We start from the raw sequence: 20319 nt of genomic DNA, 5'->3' as shown, positions 1-20319 counted from the left end.
TGCTGTAATCGGCCCGAAACTAACGCTGCTGCCCGTCGCGGCCGGCCGTTTTCAGCAACCCCCGCAACTGCTGGTTCCGATTATTGCAGGCTACGTTGGCTGTCCCGGGCAGAGAGCCTGGTGGGTGTCGTGGGGGCCAGGCCTCAAGCGGCAGTGCACGCCTTCTGAAGTTCGCGGACAGAATCGCTGGGGACCTGGTCACCGGCCTGCGCGATCGCTTTCAGGGACCCGGTGATTTCGGCGGGGACGCCAGCGGTCTCGGCGCCGGCCACGAGGCCCCCGAGTGCTGCCTTGTCCGAGGCGCTGACTAGGCCGTCTTCGATCAAGTTGCAGATCTGGCCCTTCACCTGCTCGGCCGCGGCATTGGCAACCTGGGAGACCGCCGAGCTCGCCGCGTTCTGGGCTGCCTCCTCGGCCTGGGCGCAGCCCGCCAGCAGGACAACAACAGGAAGCATGGACATGGCGAGGAAGGTGCGTTTCATGATCCCAGCCTAGCAACGGTGCCCGGGGGAACTCCGACGGCCGACTGCTGCGCTCGGCGCCCGCCACGCTCAGGGCTCGTTAGACGCTGACAACGGTGTCTCAACCTCCTCCCACAGCGAAGTACCGCCAACCCCGCATGGTCAACGCACCTCAACCCGGGGCTGACAGGCGGGATCCAAGCGGCAGTTCACGGAGGCCGCAGGGTCAAAACACAGGATCCAGGCACTGCCGTCGAATCCGTTGACTTGTCTTGTGGACATCCCCTAGCGTTCCAGTCACTGACAACGTTGTCTACCTGCCCGCCGGTTTGGGGGAGGGCAGAAGGCACGCGCGATGAAGGGCGATACCAGCACTATGCACCAGAGAAAATTCAGCAGGCTCCAGCTATGCACTGCGCTGACCGTGGCAGGTCTCAGCCTGGCCTCGGTTCTGGCCGGAACCGGAACAGCGACGGCTGCCGGGACCTCCGGCGACGAGCAGTTCCGGCCGGCCTACCATTACACGCCACAGCAGAACTGGATGAACGATCCCAACGGAATGGTGTTCTACAAGGGCGTCTACCACCTCTACTACCAGCACAATCCGTCCGGCAATCAGTGGGGCAACATGTCCTGGGGCCATGCCACCTCAACAGACCTGGTGCACTGGAAGGAGCAGCCGCTGGCCATCGCCACTGACGACCAGCAGGACATCTTCTCCGGCAGCGTGGTGGTGGACAAGAACAACAGCTCCGGCCTCGGCACGCCAGAGAACCCTCCGCTGGTGGCCATCTTCACCAGTGCCTACAAGGACGCCTCGCCCTATAAGGGACTGCAGGCCCAATCCCTCGCGTACAGCCTGGACGAGGGCAAAACCTGGACCAAGTACAGCGGCAACCCGGTGCTCAACCGCAACTCGGCAAACTTCCGCGACCCGAAGGTGTTCTGGTACGACTCCCCCGGCGGGGGCGGCTACTGGGTGATGGCCGCCGTCGAGGCCACCGAGCACAAGGTGGTGCTGTACAAGTCCGGCAACCTCAAGGACTGGACGCAGCTCAGCGAGTTCGGCCCGGCGAATGCCACGGGCGGGCTCTGGGAATGCCCCGACCTGTTCCCGCTTGCGGTCGACGGCGACCCCGCGAACGCCAAATGGGTGATGGTGGTCAACATCAACCCAGGAGGCGTGGCGGGAGGCTCGGCCGGGCAGTATTTCGTGGGCGACTTTGACGGCACCACCTTCACATCAGAAACCACGAAGGCCAGCGACGCCCTGCCCGCGGGCACTCCCCTGGCAGGCTTCAACGACGGCACATACAGCGGCTGGACGGTAAACAACGAACCCGGCAACCCGAAGGACGGGCCCTTCGCCGGGGCACCCGCGGCCGGCACCCTCCCCGGCCAGAACGGCGTCACCGGCTTTGCCGGCGCCGGCCTGATCAATTCCTTCAACGACGGCGACTGGCCGGTGGGCTCGATGAACTCGCCGCAGTTCACCGTGGCCAGCGATTACCTCAACTTCCTGGTGGGCGGCGGACAGCATCCGCGGGTTTCGGACAAGCTGGACAACACCCCTCCGGCCGGGGACCTGCTGTTCAACGGCTTTGAGGTACCCGACGGCTCCAGCATGGCCGACGCCGGGTGGACAGGAACCGGGGATCTGGCACCGGTGTTCCAGCCCGCAACCTCCGGCGGCGACTTCTATATCGGCGCCAAGCGGATTAACACGTTCGATACGGGAGGAGCGCCGGGCGACGACAGGCAGGGAAGCCTGACGTCGCCGTCGTTCACGGTGAACCGGAACTTCATGAGCATGCTGGTGGGCGGCGGACACCGCACAGCGGGCTCCGGGCAGACGCTGGAAGTCCAGCTGCTGGTGAACGGAAACGTTGTACGCAGCCTCGCCGGGGACGACGCGGGCGCCCTGAACTGGAAGGGCTGGGACGTGTCCGAGTTCGCGGGGCAGCAGGCACAGCTGCGGGTCGTGGACCAGGCCACCGGCGGCTGGGGTCACCTCACTCTGGACCACGTCATGCTGACCGACCAGGCCGCCGTGCCGCGTTCCGATGAGACCACCGTCAATCTCGTGGTGGACGGCAAGGTGGTCAGGACGGCCACCGGGGCCAACAGCGAGGTCCTGGACTGGGCGTCGTGGAACGTCTCCGAGTTCAAGGGGCAGCAGGCCAGCATCCGCGTGGTGGACAACAACCGCTTTGGCTGGGGCCACATCCTGGCGGACGAGTTCGTCGCCTCACCGCGTCCGGCGACCCCCCGGGTGCAGACGTACGACTGGCTGGATTACGGCCGGGACTACTACGCGTCCGTATCCTTCAGCAACATGCCGCAGAACAAGCGGATCATGCTCGGCTGGATGAACAACTGGGACTACGCCAACAACATTCCTACTTCTCCCTGGCGCGGCGCAATGTCCCTGCCGCGCGAAGTGGCCCTGACGCAGACGGCCAGCGGTCCTCGGCTGACGCAAAAGGCCGCCCAGCAGGTGGATGGCCTCGCCGGGAAGGAAAGCTACGCCGAAAAGCGGGTGCGGAACATTCCGGCCGGCACCCACGTTCTGCCGTCCACGGCCGCGGGCGACGCGCAGCGGATCGACGTGACTTTCGCCCCCGGTTCAGCAACCAAGGCCGGAATCACCGTACTGGGGAACGGCAGCAAGTCGACAGTCATCGGCTACGACAAGGCCTCGGGCGAGGTGTACGTCGACCGGAGCAACTCCGGCATGACTGACTTCCACCCGCTCTTCGCCTCGGTTGACTCCGCACCCGTGGCCGTGGATGCCAGCGGCAACGTGACTTTGCGCATCTACGTCGACAGGTCCTCGGTGGAGGTGTTCGCGCAGAACGGCCTGCGGACCATCACGGACCAGGTCTTCCCGGAGCAGGGCGCCAACCAGGTGGCGCTCTTCGCCGAAGGTGGTACCGCCCGGCTGAAGTCGCTGACGGTCAGGCCGCTCAGCCAGTCCATGTTCCAGGCCGCGCAGGTGCCGGCCAAGAACAGGAAGTAAGGGCGGGCGTCGGGACAAGGCAGACGGAGGGAAAGGCCGGTGGCCGCAGATGCTGCGGCCACCGGCCTTCTTTCGTGCTGAATGCGGCGCTGGATCTGGCCTAGTGGACCGGCTGCAGCCAGGTCAGCACCGAGCCTTCCTCCTCAATGTGCTCCGCGAGCTCGCCGTTGAACACGGCACCGTAGTCCGCCGTGATGTGTTCCTGGAAGGCCTCCGCGTCCCGGTACACCTCGAACACGAAGTACTCGCGGGGATTATTTTCCCGGGTGTACGGCAGGAACAGCTGGTTGCCGGGCTCGCTGCGCACCTGCTCGGTGAGTTCACGCATCATTTCGGCAACGCGGGCCTCACTGCCGGGCTTAACGGTGAATTCGGCGTAAAGCGTCTTGGTCATGGTTCTCCTGTCGGGGTGGGTTGTGAGGGGTCGGTAGTTGGGGGATTATTCAGGCGGGCGGAGCTCGCCGGAGCCGCGGGTGATGAGCTCGGAGGGGACAACGTAGGTCTGCGCCGCGCCGTGGTCGCCGTCGATCCGGGCCAGCAGGCGCTCGGCGGCCAGTTTTCCAATCCGGTCCGGGTGCTGCGCGATGACGGTCACACCCGGTTCCATCATGTCCGCCAGGGTGAAGTCGTCGAAGCCCACGAGGGCGACGCGCTTGTTCAGGCCCAGCTCCTTCAGGGCCCGCATGACGCCGAAGGTCACCAGGTTTTGGCTGGAAAAAATAGCTGTGGGCGGCTCTTCAGCCCGGAGCAGCTCCAGGGTGGCCAGACGCGCCGACTCCTCATCATGGAGCCCCTCGCGGACCGGAACCGTGGAGGTCGCTATGCCCGCCCGGCCAAGTTCCTCGGTAAACCCGCGGCGCCGTTCCCGGGCCGTCTGGATGTCGGTGCGGTCGCCCATGTACGCGATCCGGGTGTGGCCGTGCGAAATCAGGTGTGCCGCCGCCTTTGCGGCGCCGACGGCGTTGTCCGTCACCACCGCGTCCGCTTCGATGCCCACGGGCTCGCGGTCAATGAACACGATGGGCAGGTCGCGGGAATGTTCGGGAATGACGTATGCCTGGCTCTTGGCGATGGGAGTGAGCACCAGTCCGTCCACGCGCCTGCCGAGGAAGGCAGTCACCAGGGCCTTCTCGCGCTCGGCGTCGTCGTCCAGGCTGGCTGCGAAGACCGCGATTCCGCGGGCAGCCAGGGCATCCTCCATGGCGCGGTGGATCTCGCTGCTGAACGGGTTGGCAACACTCGGCAGCAGGAGCCCAACCGAGAGTGTCTGCCGGCCGGCGCGCCTAAGGCTTCCCGCCGCCATGTCCAGCTGGTAGTTCAGCTGCTGTGAGGCACCAAGCACACGCTGCCGTGTGGCTTCCGAGACGCCGGGCTCGTCGTTCATGACGCGCGACACCGTCTTGATCCCCACGCCGGCCAGCGCCGCCACATGGCGCATGGTGGGCCGGCTCTTGGCCCCCTCGGCCTGGTAACGATTAGACATCGTTGTCATTAATCCGTCCTTCATCTTTGCATTTGCCTTGACTCTACCCTGTGACGCTGATTACATGATGCCTGACATCGTTGTCAGGCACACCAGATGCCCTGAAACCCAGGAGATTCAATGTTGAGTTCCAAAGCCCCGCGGACAGTCACCCACCGCCTGCTCGCCATCGGCGCAGTCCTGACCCTCGGCACGCTCAGCCTCACCGCCTGCGGCGGAAGTTCCACCGCCACCTCCACCACCGGCGGCTCCTCGTCCGAAAAGGTCGGCGTCTCCCTGATCGTGAAGACCACGTCCAACCCGTTCTTCGTTTCCATGCAGGACGGAGCCAAGAAAGCTGCCGAGGCCGACGGCGTCGACCTGAAGCTCGCGGCCGGCAAAGCCGACGGCGATGAGGACACCCAGATCCAGGCCATCGAAAATGCCATCTCCAAGGGCGACAAGGGAATCCTGATCACCCCCAACGGCCCGTCAGTGGTCGACGCGCTGAAGAAGGCCAAGGACGCGGGGCTGTTCGTCATCGCGCTCGACACCCCGCCGGACCCCGCAGACGCCGCGGACATCACGTTCGCCACGGACAACTTCGCGGCCGGTGAGCTGATCGGCAAGTGGACGGCCGCCCAGCTGAACGGCAAGAAGGCCACCATTGCCCTCGTGGACCTGTTCGACGACAAGGTGGTCTCGGTGGACTACAACCGCGACCAGGGCTTCCTCACCGGTCTCGGCATCGACACCGCGGACAAGAAGAAGAACGGCGACGAAGCCAAGACCGGCAAGTACACGGGCGGCAAGGGCGGCGACTACGAAATCGTCGGCAGCCAGGCTTCGCAGGGCGCCGAGGACGGCGGACGCACGGCCATGGAGACCCTGCTCGCCAAGAACCCGAACATCAACGTTGTCTACACCATCAACGAGCCCGCCGCGGCCGGTGCCTTCGAAGCCCTGAAGTCCGCCGGCAAGGAGAAGGACGTCCTGGTGGTATCGGTGGACGGCGGCTGCACCGGCGTTGACAACGTCAAGTCCGGCATCATCGGCGCCACCGCCCAGCAGTACCCGGTGAAGATGGCCGAGCTCGGAGTCAAGGCGATCGTCGACCTCGCCAAGACCGGCCAGAAGCCGTCCAACTCCGAGGGCCTGGACTTCTTCAACACCGGCGTGGAACTCGTCACGGACAAGGCCGCCGACGGCGTCAAGAGCATCACGACGTCGGACGCCTCCCAGATCTGCTGGGGCAAGTAACCGGACATGACAGGAGCAAACATGGCCCAGCAACAGACAGCCGGCCCGCCCGCCACCGGGCACGCCGACCTGGCCGGGGAATTCCTCGACCGCCAGACACCGCTCAGCCGCATCCGCAACATCCTGCACCGGTACCCGGCGCTCAGCCCGGCGATTGTGCTGCTCGTGGCGGTGGTGGTCTTCGGGCTCCTCAACGACCGGTTCCTGCGGTTCGAAAACCTCTCGCTGATCACCCAGCAGGTCTCCGTGGTGGGAACCCTGGCGATCGCGCAGACACTCATCATCCTCACCGCGGGCATCGACCTCTCCGTCGGCGCTGTCATGATCCTCTCGTCCATGGTGGTGGCGCAGCTGGCCGTGAGCAGCGGCATTCCCGGCCCGCTGGCGTTGCTGGCCGGCCTCGTGGTGGGCCTTGGGGCAGGCGCCCTCAACGGCTTCCTCGTCACCAGGTTCAAACTCCCGCCGTTCATCGTCACGCTCGGAACCCTGAACATCTTCATCGCCGTCACGCTGCTGTACTCCGGCGGTTCCACCGTCCGCGGCTCCAGCATGCCGGGCCTGCTCACCTGGACCGGAAGCACCTTCCCGCTGGGCCCCGTGCGCATCTCCACCGGCGTGATCATGATGCTCCTGCTCTACGGCGCCGTGGCGTTCATCCTGGGCAAGACAGCCTGGGGCCGGCACGTCTACGCCGTCGGGGATGACAAGGAAGCCGCCCGCCTAGCCGGCATTCCCGTTAACCGCGTCCTCATGAGCGTCTACCTGGCCGCCGGGGCTGTCCTAGCCATGGGTGCCTGGCTCCAGATCGGCCGCACCAACGCAGCCAGCCCCAACGCCGGCGTGGACCTCAACCTCGACTCCATCACCGCCGTCGTGATTGGCGGAACCAGCCTCTTCGGCGGCCGCGGCTCCGTCTGGGGTTCCCTCCTCGGTGCGCTGATCGTGGGCGTGTTCCGCAACGGCCTGTCCCTGGCGGGACTCGACGTGCTGTACCAGACCCTCGCCGTGGGCGTCCTCATCATCCTCGCTGTGTCCATCGACCAGTGGATCCGAAAGGTGAAATCATGACCGCCACTGAAATGCAGCCGTCCGGCACGGCGGTGCGGCAGCCGATCCTGCAGGCCAGGAACCTCGTCAAGACCTTCGGACGCGTAGTGGGCCTCGATGGCGTCGGCCTGGACCTCTACCCGGGTGAAGTCCTCGCCGTCATCGGCGACAACGGCGCAGGCAAGTCCACCCTGATCAAGTGCCTCACCGGCGCCGAGGTGCCGGACTCCGGCGAGCTGAAGGTGTCCGGGCAGACCGTGCACTTCAAGCGGCCGCAGGACGCCCGCGCCCACGGCATCGAAACCGTCTACCAGAACCTTGCGGTCTCACCCGCGCTGGACGTTGCTTCCAACCTGTTCCTGGGCCGTGAAGAACGGCTTGCCGGCCCGCTGGGCAAACTCTTCCGCGTCTTGGACACCAAGGGAATGCGCCGCAAGGCCAAGGAAGAGCTGACCCGGCTGGGCATCTCGACACTCCAGGACGTGACAGTGCCGGTGGAGAACCTGTCCGGCGGCCAGCGCCAGGCGGTGGCTGTGGCCCGCGCCGCGGCATTCGGCTCCAAGGTGGTCGTCCTCGATGAGCCGACGGCCGCACTCGGCGTCCGGGAATCGAACCAGGTCCTGCAACTGGTCCGCGACCTCCGGGACCGGGGGCTGCCGGTGATCCTGATCAGCCACAACATGCCGCATGTGTTTGACGTGGCGGACCGGATCCACATCCAGCGGCTCGGAAAGTGCGCGGCCACCATCACGCCGCAGTCGCACAGCATGACCGATGCTGTGGCGATCATGACCGGTGCCGCCACGGCCTGACCGGGCACGCCTCCCAGAACCAGCACCACCAGCAACACAGCACTCCCCACATCCGTCCGCGGGCCGAAACCGGCCCGCGGACGGCTCCATGAAAGGCCCCACCGTGAATCCAACCTCCACCCCCGGCACCCCGAACGCAGGCACCGGCACCCCCGGCACCGTGAACACAGGACCTGCCAGCTGCGGATCCAGCGCGGCAAGCCCGGAAGTCATCGTCATCGGTGAAGCCCTGGTGGACGTCGTCGCGTCCGCACACGGAACCGTCGAGCACCCCGGCGGATCGCCGGCGAACGTCGCCTACGGGCTGGGCCGGCTCGGCATCCGGACCGCGCTCCTCACCTCGATCGGCGACGACGACCGCGGGCGGGCCATCGAGGCGCACCTGCAGCGTGCCGGCGTCGCGCTCCTGCCCGGTTCGAGGACACCGGGCAGGACGGCGACGGCCACGGCGACGCTGGCCGCCGACGGTTCCGCCACCTACGACTTCGACATCCGCTGGGAACTGCCGCCGGTGGCACCGGCATCCCTTCCCAAGGTGCTCCACACCGGCTCCATCGCGACCTTCCTGGCTCCGGGCGCAGCAGCTGTCAGGACCCTCCTGGAGCAGTCGCACCGCGAATGCGTGGTCACCTACGATCCCAACATCCGCCCGGCACTCCTCGGCAGCCATGCCGAGGCCCGGAGCATCTTCGAGGAGCTGGTACCGCTCACCGACGTGGTCAAGCTGAGCGACGAGGATGCCCGCTGGCTCTATCCCGGCCTGCGGCTGGAGGACGCCGCGGCGCGGATCCTCGAGCTGGGTGCGGGGCTCGCGGTGGTCACCCGCGGTTCCGAGGGGTCACTGCTGGCCACCCCGGAGCTGCAGCTGGTGGTACCGGCCGTCCGGTCCGCAGTGGCGGACACCATCGGCGCCGGGGATTCGTACATGGCGGCGCTGATCTACGGGCTGCTTGCGCGCGGAGCGGACGGCCTGGCACCGGCCGTGTTGGAAACCGTGGGACGCACTGCCTCGAAGGCCGCCGCGATCACCGTGCGCCGCCCGGGAGCCAACCCGCCCACGGCGGCCGAACTCCTCGCGGACCTGCCGGAGGACGCGGCGGCGCCTGAGGATGTGCCGGCCGCCGCGATCGCCTGAGAGATCGCGGCTATGACAGCTGGGGCGTACGCCTGGCCGCGGAGCTTGCGCGGCTAGGCGCGGGCTTGGGAAACAGCCCGCCGGCGCCCACGCAACGACGCCGCACCCCACAGCGCCAGGAATGCAGCAACCAGCAGCAGTCCGGCATCGCCCAGATCGATGGCGCCCAGCCAGGCGGTGAGCGGGTCCTTCAGCCCGAACGCCGCGTTGAGGAAACCGCCAAGGGTTATCACGGCAACGAACAGCGCGGAGAGGGCCGAGAGCCCCGTGATAACCGCGTTGAAACCAAGTTTGCGCAGGGGGTCGTGGATGGCCGACTTGTACATCCGCATCATGGCAACGCCGTTCGTGGTGTCGCACAGCGTCATGGCGGCGGTGAACGCGAGTGGCAGAGCCAGCAGCGCGACCGGCGAAACGCCCGCCAAGGAGGCCGCCGTCGTCATGACCAGGAGCCCAATGGTGGTGGCGGTATCAAAACCGAGCCCGAACAGGAAGCCGATCACGTACACGTTCCTGGGCCGCCGCACCTTTGACAGCGGCCGGGCCAGAAGGCGGGCCACAAAGCCCTTGGCTTCGAGATCCTCCGGCAGCACCGTGCCGCCGCCGCGGACCCTGCGGTAGTGCCGGGCCGCACCGAGAAACGCCGACCCGTTGAAGAGCCCCATGGCCAGCAGGAAGAGGCCGGAAACCCCGCTGCCGATCAGCCCCAGGACCAAGTTTCCGGTGCTGCCCTCGGTCATGAACCTGCCCACCAGCGATACCCCGGAGACCACCAGGGCGCCGGCCAGGATCACCACCGAACTGTGCCCCAGGCTGAAGGCGAATCCCACACTGGTGGGATCCTGCCGCTGCGCCACGAACTTCCGGGTGGAGTTGTCGATCGCGGCGATGTGGTCCCAGTCGTAACTGTGCTTGATGCCCGCCAGGTACGCCGTAAGCACCAGCCCGAACGCCAGCGGCTGCCCCGACGCCGCGGTACCGGCGACCAGAAGAACGACGGCGGCAAGGTGCAGGATGCCCACCGCGGAAAAGGTGGCCAGCAGGCGTGTCCGGAGCGGTAACTGCTCCCGCTCGCGGTACATGGCGGCGAACTGGGTCAAGGTAGTCATTAGTACTTCCTCAGGTTCAGGGGCGCCTGGCCGTACCAGCGTTGACGGAGAAGGCCACTGCAGCCACCCAGTAGCGTATTGAGTTTTTCGGTGCTGTTCGACAGGGACCGGAGCACCAGTGCCGTGATGCCGTCCATTGTGGCACTGAGCGAGATTCCTGTGTAGGCGTCGAACTTTTCCGCGAGCTGGTGCAGCTCATCGGCGAGCGCCTGGTCCACCCGCGCGTCCGCCACCACCAGCGAACCCAGGTGGCTGTAGCCCTCCATGAAGCCCGTGCCGGTGATGTCGTCGAGGGGCGGGCGGATCAGCAGGTTGTCCAGGGCGAGCAGCCGGGTGCCGCCGTCCGTCTGCACGTGGATCTCGTTGCGGAGCCGCAACTCCTCGTACCGGAATGAGGCCCCGTCGGGTGACCAGCCGGGCGTGATCACCTCGGCCATCACCAGGCTCGACGTCGGCCGCACCGTGATGTGGGTGTTCTGCCGGTAGCTGGCGTCCCGGTAGGCGATGACCTGGTCCGGCGCCAGCTCCAGCCGTGACCCTTCCCCGAGCCGGACGGTCATCCGCTGCTCGGCAAACGATTCCGGGGTCCGGTAGATCTTCGTCGCGGACTGAGTGGTGAGCAGCAGGTCGGCCCCGTCCCCCACCTCCACGTCCAGGACGTAAAGGTCGGCCCCCAAATATGCCCCGCCAGGATTGACGACGACATAGCAAACCTGCCCCGAGTCATCCAAATAATGAGGTCGCAGTACGCGAAGCGCACCTTCATGAAATTGCCGGGACGCAATGGAACGCCCTCCGCGTTCGCTGATGACCAGCTCAAGCACACCGCGAGGCGACCTGACCGCAGAGGCGGCGGAGCCGGATGTTAAGGGCCGCGGCGTGGCGGGCCGCGCGGGGGGCCCACTGGCGCGAGGGCCCCAACCCGAGCTTGCGAGGGTTGGGAGCGCCTGGGGACGGGCACGGCCCCTTACATCCGGTGAAGCCGCCGGTGGCACTGCCGTCGTCGTGCTCATTGCGTTAAGTCGAGCATCAGGACATCGCGGCGGATCCATTCGATGACGTGCTCGAGGCCTTCGTCCGTCTTGAGGTTCGTGAAGCAGAACGGCTTGGCACCGCGGAATTCCTTGGAGTCGCGTTCCATGACGGCGAGGTCGGCGCCGACGTGCGGGGCGAGGTCTGTCTTGTTGATGATGAAGAGGTCGGACTTGATCATGCCCTGGCCGGCTTTGCGGGGGATCTTCTCGCCCTGCGCCACATCGATGATGTAGATCGAGAAGTCCACCAGTTCGGGGCTGAAGGTGGCGGACAGGTTGTCGCCGCCGGACTCCACAAAGATCACCTGCAGGTCTGGGTGCCGCTGCTTGAGTTCCTCGATGGCGGCCGTGTTCATGGATGTGTCCTCACGGATGGCGGTGTGCGGGCAGCCACCGGTTTCGACGCCGATGATGCGGTCCTCGGGCAGGATGCCGTTGGCTGCCAGGATCTTGGCGTCCTCGATAGTGTAGATGTCATTGGTGATGGCGGCCATGGAGATTTCCGCGCTCATGTGGCGCGTGAGCCGTTCCACAAGCTGGGTCTTTCCGGCGCCGACGGGGCCGCCGATGCCGATCTTGATGGGCTCAGTCATGTTGTCCTCCTAAGTCAAAAAGCACAGTTCTAAATCAAAAGCACAGTTAGCTCATGAACATGCGGGCACGCTGGCGCTCATGCCTCATCTGCGATATCTCCAGTCCGGGGCTGACCGCCCCGAAGTCGTCCGGCGTCAGGCGGGCGGCCCGCTCGACCGCGGAAGCAACGCCGTCGTGCGCTTTCCGCAGCACCCGCTGGCCGGCGTTCTGCCCGAGCGGGATGGCCCGGACGGCGTTCTGCGTCAGCGATGTGACGGCGGCGAAAAGGTAGGCGGCGGTCGCCTCCGCCTGCGGAACCCCCAGTGAACGGGCGACGACGGCGAACGCCAGCGGCTGATGGCCGGCGGCCCGGCCCCCGCTCACCAGCGCCCGGTACTCCGACAGTTCAAGAGAGGGGAAAACCCCCGCACCGATCTCAATCAACCGCCCGCCCATCTTGACGCTCGCCTCCCGCACCTGCCGAGGCAAAAGCTGCGCAGTAAGCAACTCATCCAGCTCAAGGACGGGAACACCTTCGTACAAAAACCGGATAGCCAAGGCATCCGAATAAGTCAGCTGCTGCCCCAGAAAAGCAGCCAGCCACACCCCAAAGGACTCCTCATCCCGAACGGCCCCCCGCTCGATATAGGTCTCAAACCCCAACGAGTGAGCAAACGCCCCAGTAGGAAGCGAGGAATCAGTCAGCTGCCGAAGCGCCAGCTGATAGGTGTCAGTGCGAGTGTTCGGCATGGCGGAAAGGCACTGGCATGACGCGTTCCTGGCGGTCGTAGGGCGCTCCTACGTGTTTGAGGTAGTCCTCGACGGTGTGGTCGTAGGCGCACACCATGACTTCGGCGCCGTACTCGGACGATGCGTCGAAAAACTGTGCCTGCAGGTGCCGGTTGCCGAGGGAATGCGCCACTATGCCCATCTCGTGGATGCTCCGTGGTGCGATCACCAGGACGTCGGTGGGCAGCACGGAGACCACGATCATGTTCGTCTCAGCCACGTGCAGCACGTCGCCATCGCGGAGGTCAGCCGATCCGGCAGGAAGCCTGATGCCGATCTCCTTGCCGTGGTCGGTGGTGACGCGCTGGATCCGTTTGACCAGTTGGGCACTCGGCAGCACCACCTTCTCCCGGTGCAGGCCGGAGTAGGATTCGGCAGGCTGGTCGTGCAGGTTGCCGAGGACTTTCTCGATGATCATCTGAACTCCTAAAAGAGGAAGTAGCGCTGCGCCATGGGCAATACGTCCGATGGCTCGCAGGTGACCTCTTCCCCGTCCACGGTCACCGCGTACGTTTCCGGGTCCACCTGGATGTCAGGCGTGGCGTCGTTGTATTTGAGGTCGGCCTTGGTCAGGGTCCGGATGCCGGTGACGGGCCGGATGACCTTCTCCAGGCCCAGATCCTCCGGCACGCCGGCGTCGATGGCCGCCTGGGACAGAAAGGTGATGGACGACTCCTGCAGGGCCTTCCCGTGGGCAGCGAACATGGGCCGCATGGTGCGCGGCTGGGGTGTGGGGATGGAGGCGTTGGCGTCGCCCATCAGGGCATAGGCAATTTGGCCTCCCTTGATGACCAGTTCGGGCTTCACACCGAAGAACGCCGGATCCCAGAGCACCAGGTCGGCGAACTTGCCCTCCTCAACGGAGCCGATGGAACCAGCCATGCCCTGGGCGATGGCCGGGTTGATGGTGTACTTCGCCACGTAGCGCTTCAGCCGGAAGTTGTCGCTCTCCGCACCCGAACCCGCAGCGGAGCCGTGCGTCCCGCCGTCGGGGTCCTTCAGGACGCCGCGCTGCTTCTTCATCTTGTCCGCCACCTGCCAGGTACGGGTGATCACCTCGCCCACGCGCCCCATGGCCTGGGAGTCCGACGACGTGATGGCGAAGACCCCGAGGTCCTGCAGGACGTCCTCCGCCGCGATGGTCTCGGCGCGGATGCGGGAATCTGCGAAGGCCACATCCTCCGGGATGTCCGGATTGAGGTGGTGGCACACCATGAGCATGTCCAAGTGCTCTTCGATGGTGTTCCGAGTGTAGGGCAGCGTGGGATTCGTGGAGGCGGGAAGCACGTTCGGCAGGCCGGCGATCTTGATGATGTCCGGCGCGTGCCCGCCTCCGGCGCCTTCGGTGTGGAACGTGTGGATGACGCGCCCGTCGATGGCCCGGATGGTGTCCTCCACGAAGCCGCATTCGTTCAGCGTGTCCGTGTGGATGGCCACCTGGACGTCATACTCATCCGCAACCTTTAGTGAGGTGTCGATCGATGACGTGGTGGAACCCCAGTCCTCGTGGACTTTCAGGCCCACCGCGCCCGCGCGGATCTGCTCGGCCAACGGTTCGACGGCGGAGGCGTGCCCCTTGCCCAGGAGCCCGATGTTGACCGGAAAACCCTCGGCTGCCTGCAGCATGCGGTGGATGTGCCATTTTCCCGGGGTGACGGTGGTGGCCTTGGTGCCTTCGGCGGGTCCGGTGCCGCCGCCCACCATGGTGGTCACGCCGCTGCATAGGGCGGTGGCCACCTGGTCCGCCGAAATAAAGTGGATGTGCGAGTCCACTCCCCCGGCGGTGAGGATCTTGCGTTCCCCCGCGATGATCTCCGTACTGGCGCCGATGATGATGTCCACGCCGTCGGCAATCTGCGGGTTTCCGGCCTTGCCGATGCGGAAGATGTGGCCGTCCTTCAGGGCCACGTCCGCCTTGTAGATGCCCGTGTAATCCAGCACCACGACGTTGGTGATGACGGTATCCGGCACGCCACCGTCAATGCCTCCGTCCCGGGTGGACTGGCCGTTCTGGCCCATGCCATCCCGAATGACCTTGCCGCCGCCGAAGACCACTTCCTCGCCATAGTTCGTGAGGTCCTTCTCGATCTCCAGGAACAGATCGGTGTCGGCGAGACGGATGGCATCTCCCGTCGTCGGGCCGTAAAGGTCCGCGTACTGCCTGCGGGACAACTCGAAACTCATCGGTCTCCCCCGTCCCGGTCAATGCCGGCATGGCCAGCGCCGTCGCCGAGGCTGCCGTTCACCGCGTTGCTCAGGCCGTAGACCTCCCGGCTTCCGGCCAGCCTGATCAGCCGGACAGTCTTCCCGTCGCCCGGTTCGAACCGCGCTGCGGTGCCGGCAGGAATGTCCAGGCGCCGCCCGTAGGCGGCGTCGCGGTCGAATTCCAGCGCCGGGTTCGCCTCCGCGAAGTGGTAGTGCGAGCCCACCTGCACGGGCCGGTCACCGGTGTTGAGGACAACGACGTCGACCGCCTCGCGGCCCGCGTTAACCACCAGCGGTTCAGGACGCAGGACGTACTCTCCGGGAATCATGGCGCACCCCTATCGGATGGGGTTGTGGACTGTGACGAGCTTCGTGCCATCAGGAAAAGTGGCCTCGATCTGGACATCGTGGATCATCTCCGGCACGCCCTCCATGACGTCGTCGCGGCTGAGCAGCGTGGTGCCGTAGCTCATGAGCTCGGCCACGGTGCGGCCGTCCCGGGCACCCTCGATCAGCTCGTAGCTGATGATGGCCACGGCCTCCGGGTAATTCAGTTTGAGCCCGCGCCCCTGGCGCCTGCGGGCGAGGTCGGCGGCGACCACGATCATGAGCTTTTCCTGCTCACGGGGCAGCAGATGCATGAGGATCCCTTCGACGGCCGGCGGGTCTGCGTGGGACCCAGAGTAGGCCCCCTACGTTTCCACCACGTTTCGGCAGAGTCAGGTCCGGCTCTTAGCGGTGCCGCTGAGCCGGGCAAGGATCTCGTCGCTCGACCGGACCGGCTGGCGATACGTGGTGGACAGGATGCGCAGCATGTCCTTGGCGTCCTGGCTGTCCTCCGACGCCATGGCGTCCTCCGCGTACGTAACCCGGATGTTGTGGGCGAAAGCGTCCGCTCCGGTCTGGGCGATGCAGTTGTGCGTGGAGACCCCGGCCAGCACCACTTCGTCGGCGCCCCAGTTCCGCAGCCGGGACAGCAGGTTGGTGCCAACAAAGGCGCTGTCCCGCGTTTTGCTCAGCTGGGGCAGGCCGTCTGTGGCCAGGCCTGGCACAGCCTCTGCCTGCTCGCTGCCGCGGAAAATGAAGCCCTGGTCGTCGTCGAGCATGCTCAGCGTCCACGTTGACTTGTCCCGCTCGTGTTCGGTGCCAACCAGCAGCGCCTTGTGTCCGCTGGAGGTGAAGCCCTCCAGCAGCCTGTTGCATGAGGTGACCAGCCGCTCCTGCTGGGCTGCCAGTTCCGGCGCTTCGAAGTACGCGTTCTGCATGTCAATAACGAGCAGAGCAATCATGGTGCACCTTCCCTTCACTGTGCCGGTGACGGTGACGTACCCGTTCGCGGAGCCTGTGAAACCCGGAATGCGAAACCCTACCGCGGCTCTAGGGGGGCCGAGGCCCGGATTCGCAATTCGAATTCCGCTTCCGCGTGCACGCCCCCGGCGGCCTTCTCGGTCCCCTCGATCCGGTCGATCAGCAGCTGCACGGACCGCTCAGCGATCTCGTTCATGCCGGGAGCAACAGTGGTCAGCGACGGGGACGAGAACCGCGCCTCATCGATGTCGTCGAACCCGGCCACGGCGGCGTCCTCGGGCACCCTCACGCCGCGGAGCAGCAGTTCGTGCATCGCACCCAGGGCCAGGGCGTCGTTGAGTCCAAAGACGGCGTCGAACGGCTGGCCGCCTTCGAGCAGCCTGGCCACCGCGGATGCGCCCCCGTCACGGCGCCACTCGGCAGGCACAATCAGGGCCGGGTCAAAGTCGACTCCAGCCTCGGCCAGCGCCTCCCGGTATCCGGCCAGCCGAAGGCCGGGCGAACCGGCACGGTCCCCAGGGGAAGCACCTATCACCGCAATACGACGCCGGCCCCCCGCCAGCAGGTGTGCAGTCATGGCCCTTGCCGCTCCCACGTTCTTCATGGTGACTTGGTCGAACCGGGGGTCGTCGATGTGTTCGCCCAGCATCACGAGGGGCTTGGTGCCGCGCCGGGCCGCGGCCACAGCGTCCGCGTCGAGCACCAACGGAGTGAACAGGAGCCCGTCCGTCAGCTGGCTGAGGGATCCCTGCAGGGCACTCAGCTCGTTGGCCCGAGCCGCCGCCGACTGCTCCACCAGCACGCGGTAATCCCGGGCTGCTGCCACCGTCATCAGCCGGGAAGCGAGCTCCGCGTAATAGGGCACGGAAAGGTCGGACACCACCAGGCCCAGCATGCGGGACTTTCCGGACCTTAGGCTCCGCGCGGTCAGGTTAGCCTCGTACCCGAGCTCGGCGATGGCGTCCAGCACTTTCTGCCGTGTGGCTGGCCTGATGAACTCATAGTTGTTGAGCACGTTCGACACAGTTTTCAGGGAAACTCCGGCCGCGCGGGCAACCTCGTTCATTGTCACGGCCATGCAAAGCCCCTTTCACGGCACACTTTTCCCCCGGGTATATCTCTCAGCTACATTCCTCTTTGCTACATCGTTGCAGAATGCAGGGCGCCCCGCCCGCCAAGAATTTTCCAAGGTGGGTACCCCATCCTTTCTGCAAGGTCTCTTGGCTCTGGGGCCAGGCAACGGCGCCTGGCCCCAGCGACAAACTGGCAGTGTCCTCTAAGCGGCGGCCACTGGCGGGACCGGTCCGGCAAACGGTGGCCTCTTAGGCGTTAAGCGGCGGCCACCACCCGGGGCGGCAACCAAGCGTCCGCGGCAGGACAGGGTGGGGAACGTTGCGGCAGAAGGGGGCCGAATTGTTGCAGGGTGCAGGGGGGTCCATAGAAGGATTACCCCCGACAGAACGGCAGTTTGGTCTTGTGGTTTCCCGTCATGCCCGCACACCGTACCGGGGTTCATTGCCCCGGTACGGAGACGGGGGTCCCGGACCGGTTGGCGGCGAGGAAGGCCGGGGATCCGGCCTGGAGTTCCTGGCCCGGCTCGGTTCGGGACCCGTCCGTATTACTTCCGGCGCTATTGCGGACGTGGACGGCGTTGCGGGAGCAGTGGTGCTCGCCACGTGCAACCGGTTCGAAGTCTATTGCGACGTCGCTCCGGCCGCGGATCCGGACATCACCAGGAAGCGCGTGTTGGGTGTCATCAGCACATGTTCAGGCATTTCGCCCGTGGAACTCGAGCGGTCCCTTGACTGCCTGACCGGCACCGCCATGACCGAGCATCTCTTCTCGGTGGGCGCCGGCCTCGATTCGGCAGTAGTGGGCGAACGCGAAATCGCCGGCCAACTGCGCCGCTCCCTGGCCTCCGCACAGGAGGACGGAGCGGCCAGCGGCGCCCTGGTCCGGCTCTTCCAGGCGGCCTCCCGCGCCGCCCGCGAAGTTGGCTCGCTGACGGCCCTGGGTGAGGCAGGCCGCTCCATGGTGTCCGTTGCACTGGACCTCACCCAATCCAAGCTCGAACGCCAGGGCCTTTCCGGACTGTCCGTGGTGGTCATCGGCACCGGGGCCTACGCCGGCTCTACCCTTGCGCTCCTGGCGGCAAGGGCGTGTTCTGCGGTCTCCGTGTTTTCCTGGTCCGGACGGGCCGAGGCCTTCGCGTCAGCCCGGGGCGCCACCGGCCTGGCCCCCGAGGATCTGCCCGCTGCCGTCCGTGGAGCGGATGTGGTGATCGGCTGCAGCGGCCGCGGCCCCAGGCTCAGCCCGGAGGACTTTCGGAGCTTCCGGCAGGGCGTTCCCGCCCCGCTCGTCGTCGTCGATCTCGCCCTGAGCCGGGACTTTGAGCCGAAAGTAGGCGAACTGCCCGGGCTAGACCTCATCACGCTGGAGCATGTGCGGCTGGCCTCGCCGCGTGAACAAACCGACGTCGTCCACCAGGCCGGTGAGCTTGTCCGGCAGGCCGCCATGAGGTTTGAGGAGGACCGGCAGGCGCGGCTTCTGGATCCCGCGATCGTAGCGCTGCGTGGACACATGCAGTCGGTACTGGCTGATGAAGTGGCGCGGGTGAAGAACCAGCACGGCTGCACGGCCACGGCGGAAGCGGTCGAATTCGCCCTCCGGCGGGTAGTGCGGCAGCTCCTGCATGTGCCAACCTCGCGGGGGCGCGAACTGGCGGCAGCCGGCAGGCAGGACGAGTACATGGCTGCCCTCGAAACGCTGTTCGGGCTCGACCTGACGGCAGGGGCGGAAGCGCAGGCCGCAGCAAAGGGCGCCTTCCCGGAAGTGAAAACGGGCACGCTGGGCTGCCCGGCACGGGAGCATCAAGGCATTGTGGCCACGGAGGACGCCCTGCCGGCAGCAAGCTAGCCGCCGTTTCCTATTGATCCGTTTCCGATAATCCCGCACATAAAAAATCCCCGGCTTCCTGTTGCCAGGAAGCCGGGGACTTTCCACTCTTCGCTAAAAGAGTGGGCCCTGTGGGGATCGAACCCACGACCCACGGATTAAAAGTCCGATGCTCTACCAACTGAGCTAAAGGCCCAAACTGCCTGCTGGAATGCGGGCCACAAAAGCCTGCAAACGCGAAACAGTTCCAGTCCATTTCTGAACGTTTAATACTGTACCCCAGACGGTGGCGACTTCAGCACGGCGCCCCGCCGACGCCGTCGAACGTGTCTTTGACGGCCGCCAGCAAGGGCTTCAGGTGCCCGATGGATGCCGCTTCCGGGAAATGCAGGCACTGGAAGGGACGCTCGATTCCGGTTCCCTGCAGGAGTAGCGTGGGACCATGAGCCAGAACGCAGGAACCAGCGGCCCGGGCGGGGCGGAGCGGCACCACAAACCGAAGCCTTTTGCGCCCATTGATTTCGAACCTTTTGCAGGCGGTGCCGATCCGGCGCGCGTCTCAGAAGCTGCGCACCTGGCCGCCCAGGCCCTTGTGCGCCACGGGCGGGACAGCGATGATCCCGTCATCACCAAACGGCTCGTGAAGCTGGCCGATGAGCAGGGCCTTGAGGCAATAGCGGAGATGTGGGCGGAAAGCCCGGCTCGCTCGCTGCCCGGCGCACTGTGGCGGCTGTACGCACTTCGTGCGGCAACTGTGCAGGATCCCGAGCGCATCTCCGTCTATTTCAAGGCCGGCAAGGACACCGCCCAGGTCTCCCATGTGGTGGCCGGCGCGGCCGAACCGCCGGGCGCCGATGAAATGAAGACAATGGCGGACGCGATCCTGTCCGGGGCCTTCGACGGAGAGTTCGATGTTGCGCTGGAGCGCTCTGCCGCTTTCTGCCGCGTGGTGGCACTCGGCCAGGCCACGCTGGCGGACGGCGCGGAGCATTCCAACGAGAGCCACGCGCGCAAGCTGACGCGCAACTCGCACCTGCTCGTGAAGACCGCAGAGGACCTGGAACACGCCGCCAACGCCTGGCGGCTGGGCGAGCTTGACTGACCCATCAGGCCCAATCTGTCAATGTTGACTTGGCCCAGCCAAAGTAGAACACTGAAATAGGTGCCGAACCGCGAAACCCCCGGGCTTCAACATTTAGCCGCCTAGAGC

At 66.0% G+C, this 20319-nt stretch carries 21 protein-coding genes and 1 tRNA gene; 8 read left to right on the top strand and 14 right to left on the bottom strand.

What is annotated here, in order from left to right; translation table 11 throughout:
• Positions 1 to 143: 143 nt before the first annotated feature.
• Positions 144 to 482, bottom strand: coding sequence for a hypothetical protein (locus LFT45_RS02215; RefSeq protein WP_236806319.1), 339 nt, complete (start codon positions 480 to 482; stop codon positions 144 to 146).
• 355 nt (positions 483 to 837) lie between these two features.
• Between LFT45_RS02215 and LFT45_RS02210 the strand changes: the two genes are divergently transcribed.
• Entirely contained in the window at positions 838 to 3480 is a 2643-nt protein-coding gene (locus LFT45_RS02210; RefSeq protein ID WP_236806318.1) for a GH32 C-terminal domain-containing protein, read from the top strand.
• Positions 3481 to 3580: 100 nt separating this feature from the next.
• On the opposite strand, the gene LFT45_RS02205 is transcribed toward LFT45_RS02210, so the two are convergent.
• Positions 3581 to 3874, bottom strand: a complete 294-nt coding sequence (locus tag LFT45_RS02205; protein ID WP_236806317.1) for a putative quinol monooxygenase — start codon at positions 3872 to 3874, stop codon at positions 3581 to 3583.
• A 45-nt stretch (positions 3875 to 3919) separates the two neighbouring features.
• Positions 3920 to 4918: a LacI family DNA-binding transcriptional regulator gene (locus LFT45_RS02200; protein WP_236808865.1), complete on the bottom strand. Its 999-nt coding sequence runs from the start codon at positions 4916 to 4918 to the stop codon at positions 3920 to 3922.
• A gap of 165 nt (positions 4919 to 5083) precedes the next feature.
• Here LFT45_RS02200 and LFT45_RS02195 point away from each other — a divergent pair, with 165 nt between their 5' ends.
• The 4 genes from LFT45_RS02195 to LFT45_RS02180 all read left to right on the top strand — a co-directional run bounded on the left by LFT45_RS02195 (position 5084) and on the right by LFT45_RS02180 (position 9196).
• Complete coding sequence (locus LFT45_RS02195; RefSeq protein WP_111903268.1) at positions 5084 to 6202, top strand: substrate-binding domain-containing protein; 1119 nt, start codon at positions 5084 to 5086, stop codon at positions 6200 to 6202.
• Positions 6203 to 6223: 21 nt separating this feature from the next.
• On the top strand, positions 6224 to 7270 hold the full coding sequence (locus LFT45_RS02190; RefSeq protein ID WP_236806316.1) for an ABC transporter permease: 1047 nt from the start codon (positions 6224 to 6226) through the stop codon (positions 7268 to 7270).
• Positions 7267 to 8061 carry an ATP-binding cassette domain-containing protein gene (locus LFT45_RS02185; protein WP_236806315.1) on the top strand — a complete coding sequence of 265 codons (795 nt, stop codon included), beginning with the start codon at positions 7267 to 7269 and terminating at the stop codon, positions 8059 to 8061. Before LFT45_RS02190 ends, LFT45_RS02185 begins: the two co-directional genes overlap by 4 nt.
• Positions 8062 to 8221: 160 nt before the next feature.
• The gene (locus LFT45_RS02180) at positions 8222 to 9196 is read left to right on the top strand and encodes a carbohydrate kinase family protein (RefSeq protein ID WP_236808863.1); all 975 of its coding nucleotides are present in this window, start codon (positions 8222 to 8224) and stop codon (positions 9194 to 9196) included.
• Positions 9197 to 9249: 53 nt separating this feature from the next.
• Here the strand turns inward: LFT45_RS02180 and LFT45_RS02175 are convergent, their stop codons facing one another.
• From LFT45_RS02175 to LFT45_RS02130, 10 genes are all read right to left on the bottom strand, one after another.
• Positions 9250 to 10305, bottom strand: coding sequence for a HoxN/HupN/NixA family nickel/cobalt transporter (locus tag LFT45_RS02175; RefSeq protein WP_236806314.1), 1056 nt, complete (start codon positions 10303 to 10305; stop codon positions 9250 to 9252).
• Positions 10305 to 11129, bottom strand: coding sequence for an urease accessory protein UreD (locus LFT45_RS02170; protein WP_336885599.1), 825 nt, complete (start codon positions 11127 to 11129; stop codon positions 10305 to 10307). Before LFT45_RS02170 ends, LFT45_RS02175 begins: the two co-directional genes overlap by 1 nt.
• Before the next feature lie 185 nt (positions 11130 to 11314).
• Positions 11315 to 11932 carry an urease accessory protein UreG gene (ureG, locus tag LFT45_RS02165; RefSeq protein WP_236806313.1) on the bottom strand — a complete coding sequence of 206 codons (618 nt, stop codon included), beginning with the start codon at positions 11930 to 11932 and terminating at the stop codon, positions 11315 to 11317.
• A gap of 46 nt (positions 11933 to 11978) precedes the next feature.
• On the bottom strand, positions 11979 to 12662 hold the full coding sequence (locus LFT45_RS02160) for an urease accessory protein UreF (RefSeq protein WP_236806312.1): 684 nt from the start codon (positions 12660 to 12662) through the stop codon (positions 11979 to 11981).
• Positions 12643 to 13119, bottom strand: coding sequence for an urease accessory protein UreE (gene ureE / locus LFT45_RS02155; protein ID WP_236806311.1), 477 nt, complete (start codon positions 13117 to 13119; stop codon positions 12643 to 12645). Before ureE ends, LFT45_RS02160 begins: the two co-directional genes overlap by 20 nt.
• A gap of 8 nt (positions 13120 to 13127) precedes the next feature.
• Positions 13128 to 14885 (bottom strand): urease subunit alpha, encoded by a 1758-nt coding sequence (gene ureC, locus LFT45_RS02150; protein WP_236806310.1) that lies wholly within the window; start codon positions 14883 to 14885, stop codon positions 13128 to 13130.
• Entirely contained in the window at positions 14882 to 15235 is a 354-nt protein-coding gene (locus tag LFT45_RS02145) for an urease subunit beta (protein ID WP_236806309.1), read from the bottom strand. The genes ureC and LFT45_RS02145 overlap by 4 nt, the downstream gene beginning before the upstream one ends.
• Positions 15236 to 15244: 9 nt before the next feature.
• A complete protein-coding gene (locus tag LFT45_RS02140; protein WP_214857918.1) occupies positions 15245 to 15547 on the bottom strand; it encodes an urease subunit gamma in 303 nt (100 codons plus the stop codon).
• Positions 15548 to 15625: 78 nt separating this feature from the next.
• Positions 15626 to 16195, bottom strand: coding sequence for a cysteine hydrolase family protein (locus tag LFT45_RS02135; protein ID WP_236806308.1), 570 nt, complete (start codon positions 16193 to 16195; stop codon positions 15626 to 15628).
• Between the two features lie 77 nt (positions 16196 to 16272).
• Positions 16273 to 17292 (bottom strand): LacI family DNA-binding transcriptional regulator, encoded by a 1020-nt coding sequence (locus tag LFT45_RS02130; protein WP_236806307.1) that lies wholly within the window; start codon positions 17290 to 17292, stop codon positions 16273 to 16275.
• Between the two features lie 500 nt (positions 17293 to 17792).
• Between LFT45_RS02130 and LFT45_RS02125 the strand changes: the two genes are divergently transcribed.
• A complete protein-coding gene (locus tag LFT45_RS02125; protein WP_336885610.1) occupies positions 17793 to 19130 on the top strand; it encodes a glutamyl-tRNA reductase in 1338 nt (445 codons plus the stop codon).
• A gap of 102 nt (positions 19131 to 19232) precedes the next feature.
• Here LFT45_RS02125 and LFT45_RS02120 read toward each other — a convergent pair.
• Positions 19233 to 19305 (bottom strand) — tRNA-Lys (locus LFT45_RS02120).
• 90 nt (positions 19306 to 19395) lie between these two features.
• Between LFT45_RS02120 and LFT45_RS02115 the strand changes: the two genes are divergently transcribed.
• Entirely contained in the window at positions 19396 to 19542 is a 147-nt protein-coding gene (locus LFT45_RS02115; protein WP_236806305.1) for a hypothetical protein, read from the top strand.
• 9 nt (positions 19543 to 19551) lie between these two features.
• The gene (locus tag LFT45_RS02110) at positions 19552 to 20211 is read left to right on the top strand and encodes a hypothetical protein (protein WP_102972823.1); all 660 of its coding nucleotides are present in this window, start codon (positions 19552 to 19554) and stop codon (positions 20209 to 20211) included.
• Positions 20212 to 20319: the final 108 nt, after the last annotated feature.

The organism is Arthrobacter sp. FW305-BF8 (assembly GCF_021789315.1).
Lineage (GTDB): Bacteria > Actinomycetota > Actinomycetes > Actinomycetales > Micrococcaceae > Arthrobacter.
Note: the sequence above shows the minus strand (reverse complement) of the source record. Positions and strands in the feature narration are given on the sequence as shown.

What these genes read in the sequence shown, in the direction of transcription:
- LFT45_RS02140 (WP_214857918.1), bottom strand. Translation starts at nt 15,547, where the DNA reads ATGCATCTGCTGCCCCGTGAGCAGGAAAAGCTCATGATCGTGGTCGCC.
- ureE (WP_236806311.1), bottom strand. Translation starts at nt 13,119, where the DNA reads ATGATCATCGAGAAAGTCCTCGGCAACCTGCACGACCAGCCTGCCGAA.
- ureC (WP_236806310.1), bottom strand. Translation starts at nt 14,885, where the DNA reads ATGAGTTTCGAGTTGTCCCGCAGGCAGTACGCGGACCTTTACGGCCCG.
- LFT45_RS02205 (WP_236806317.1), bottom strand. Translation starts at nt 3,874, where the DNA reads ATGACCAAGACGCTTTACGCCGAATTCACCGTTAAGCCCGGCAGTGAG.
- LFT45_RS02145 (WP_236806309.1), bottom strand. Translation starts at nt 15,235, where the DNA reads ATGATTCCCGGAGAGTACGTCCTGCGTCCTGAACCGCTGGTGGTTAAC.
- LFT45_RS02190 (WP_236806316.1), top strand. Translation starts at nt 6,224, where the DNA reads ATGGCCCAGCAACAGACAGCCGGCCCGCCCGCCACCGGGCACGCCGAC.
- LFT45_RS02185 (WP_236806315.1), top strand. Translation starts at nt 7,267, where the DNA reads ATGACCGCCACTGAAATGCAGCCGTCCGGCACGGCGGTGCGGCAGCCG.
- LFT45_RS02160 (WP_236806312.1), bottom strand. Translation starts at nt 12,662, where the DNA reads ATGCCGAACACTCGCACTGACACCTATCAGCTGGCGCTTCGGCAGCTG.
- LFT45_RS02195 (WP_111903268.1), top strand. Translation starts at nt 5,084, where the DNA reads ATGTTGAGTTCCAAAGCCCCGCGGACAGTCACCCACCGCCTGCTCGCC.
- LFT45_RS02200 (WP_236808865.1), bottom strand. Translation starts at nt 4,918, where the DNA reads ATGCGCCATGTGGCGGCGCTGGCCGGCGTGGGGATCAAGACGGTGTCG.
- ureG (WP_236806313.1), bottom strand. Translation starts at nt 11,932, where the DNA reads ATGACTGAGCCCATCAAGATCGGCATCGGCGGCCCCGTCGGCGCCGGA.
- LFT45_RS02175 (WP_236806314.1), bottom strand. Translation starts at nt 10,305, where the DNA reads ATGACTACCTTGACCCAGTTCGCCGCCATGTACCGCGAGCGGGAGCAG.
- LFT45_RS02135 (WP_236806308.1), bottom strand. Translation starts at nt 16,195, where the DNA reads ATGATTGCTCTGCTCGTTATTGACATGCAGAACGCGTACTTCGAAGCG.
- LFT45_RS02130 (WP_236806307.1), bottom strand. Translation starts at nt 17,292, where the DNA reads ATGGCCGTGACAATGAACGAGGTTGCCCGCGCGGCCGGAGTTTCCCTG.
- LFT45_RS02210 (WP_236806318.1), top strand. Translation starts at nt 838, where the DNA reads ATGCACCAGAGAAAATTCAGCAGGCTCCAGCTATGCACTGCGCTGACC.
- LFT45_RS02110 (WP_102972823.1), top strand. Translation starts at nt 19,552, where the DNA reads ATGAGCCAGAACGCAGGAACCAGCGGCCCGGGCGGGGCGGAGCGGCAC.
- LFT45_RS02215 (WP_236806319.1), bottom strand. Translation starts at nt 482, where the DNA reads ATGAAACGCACCTTCCTCGCCATGTCCATGCTTCCTGTTGTTGTCCTG.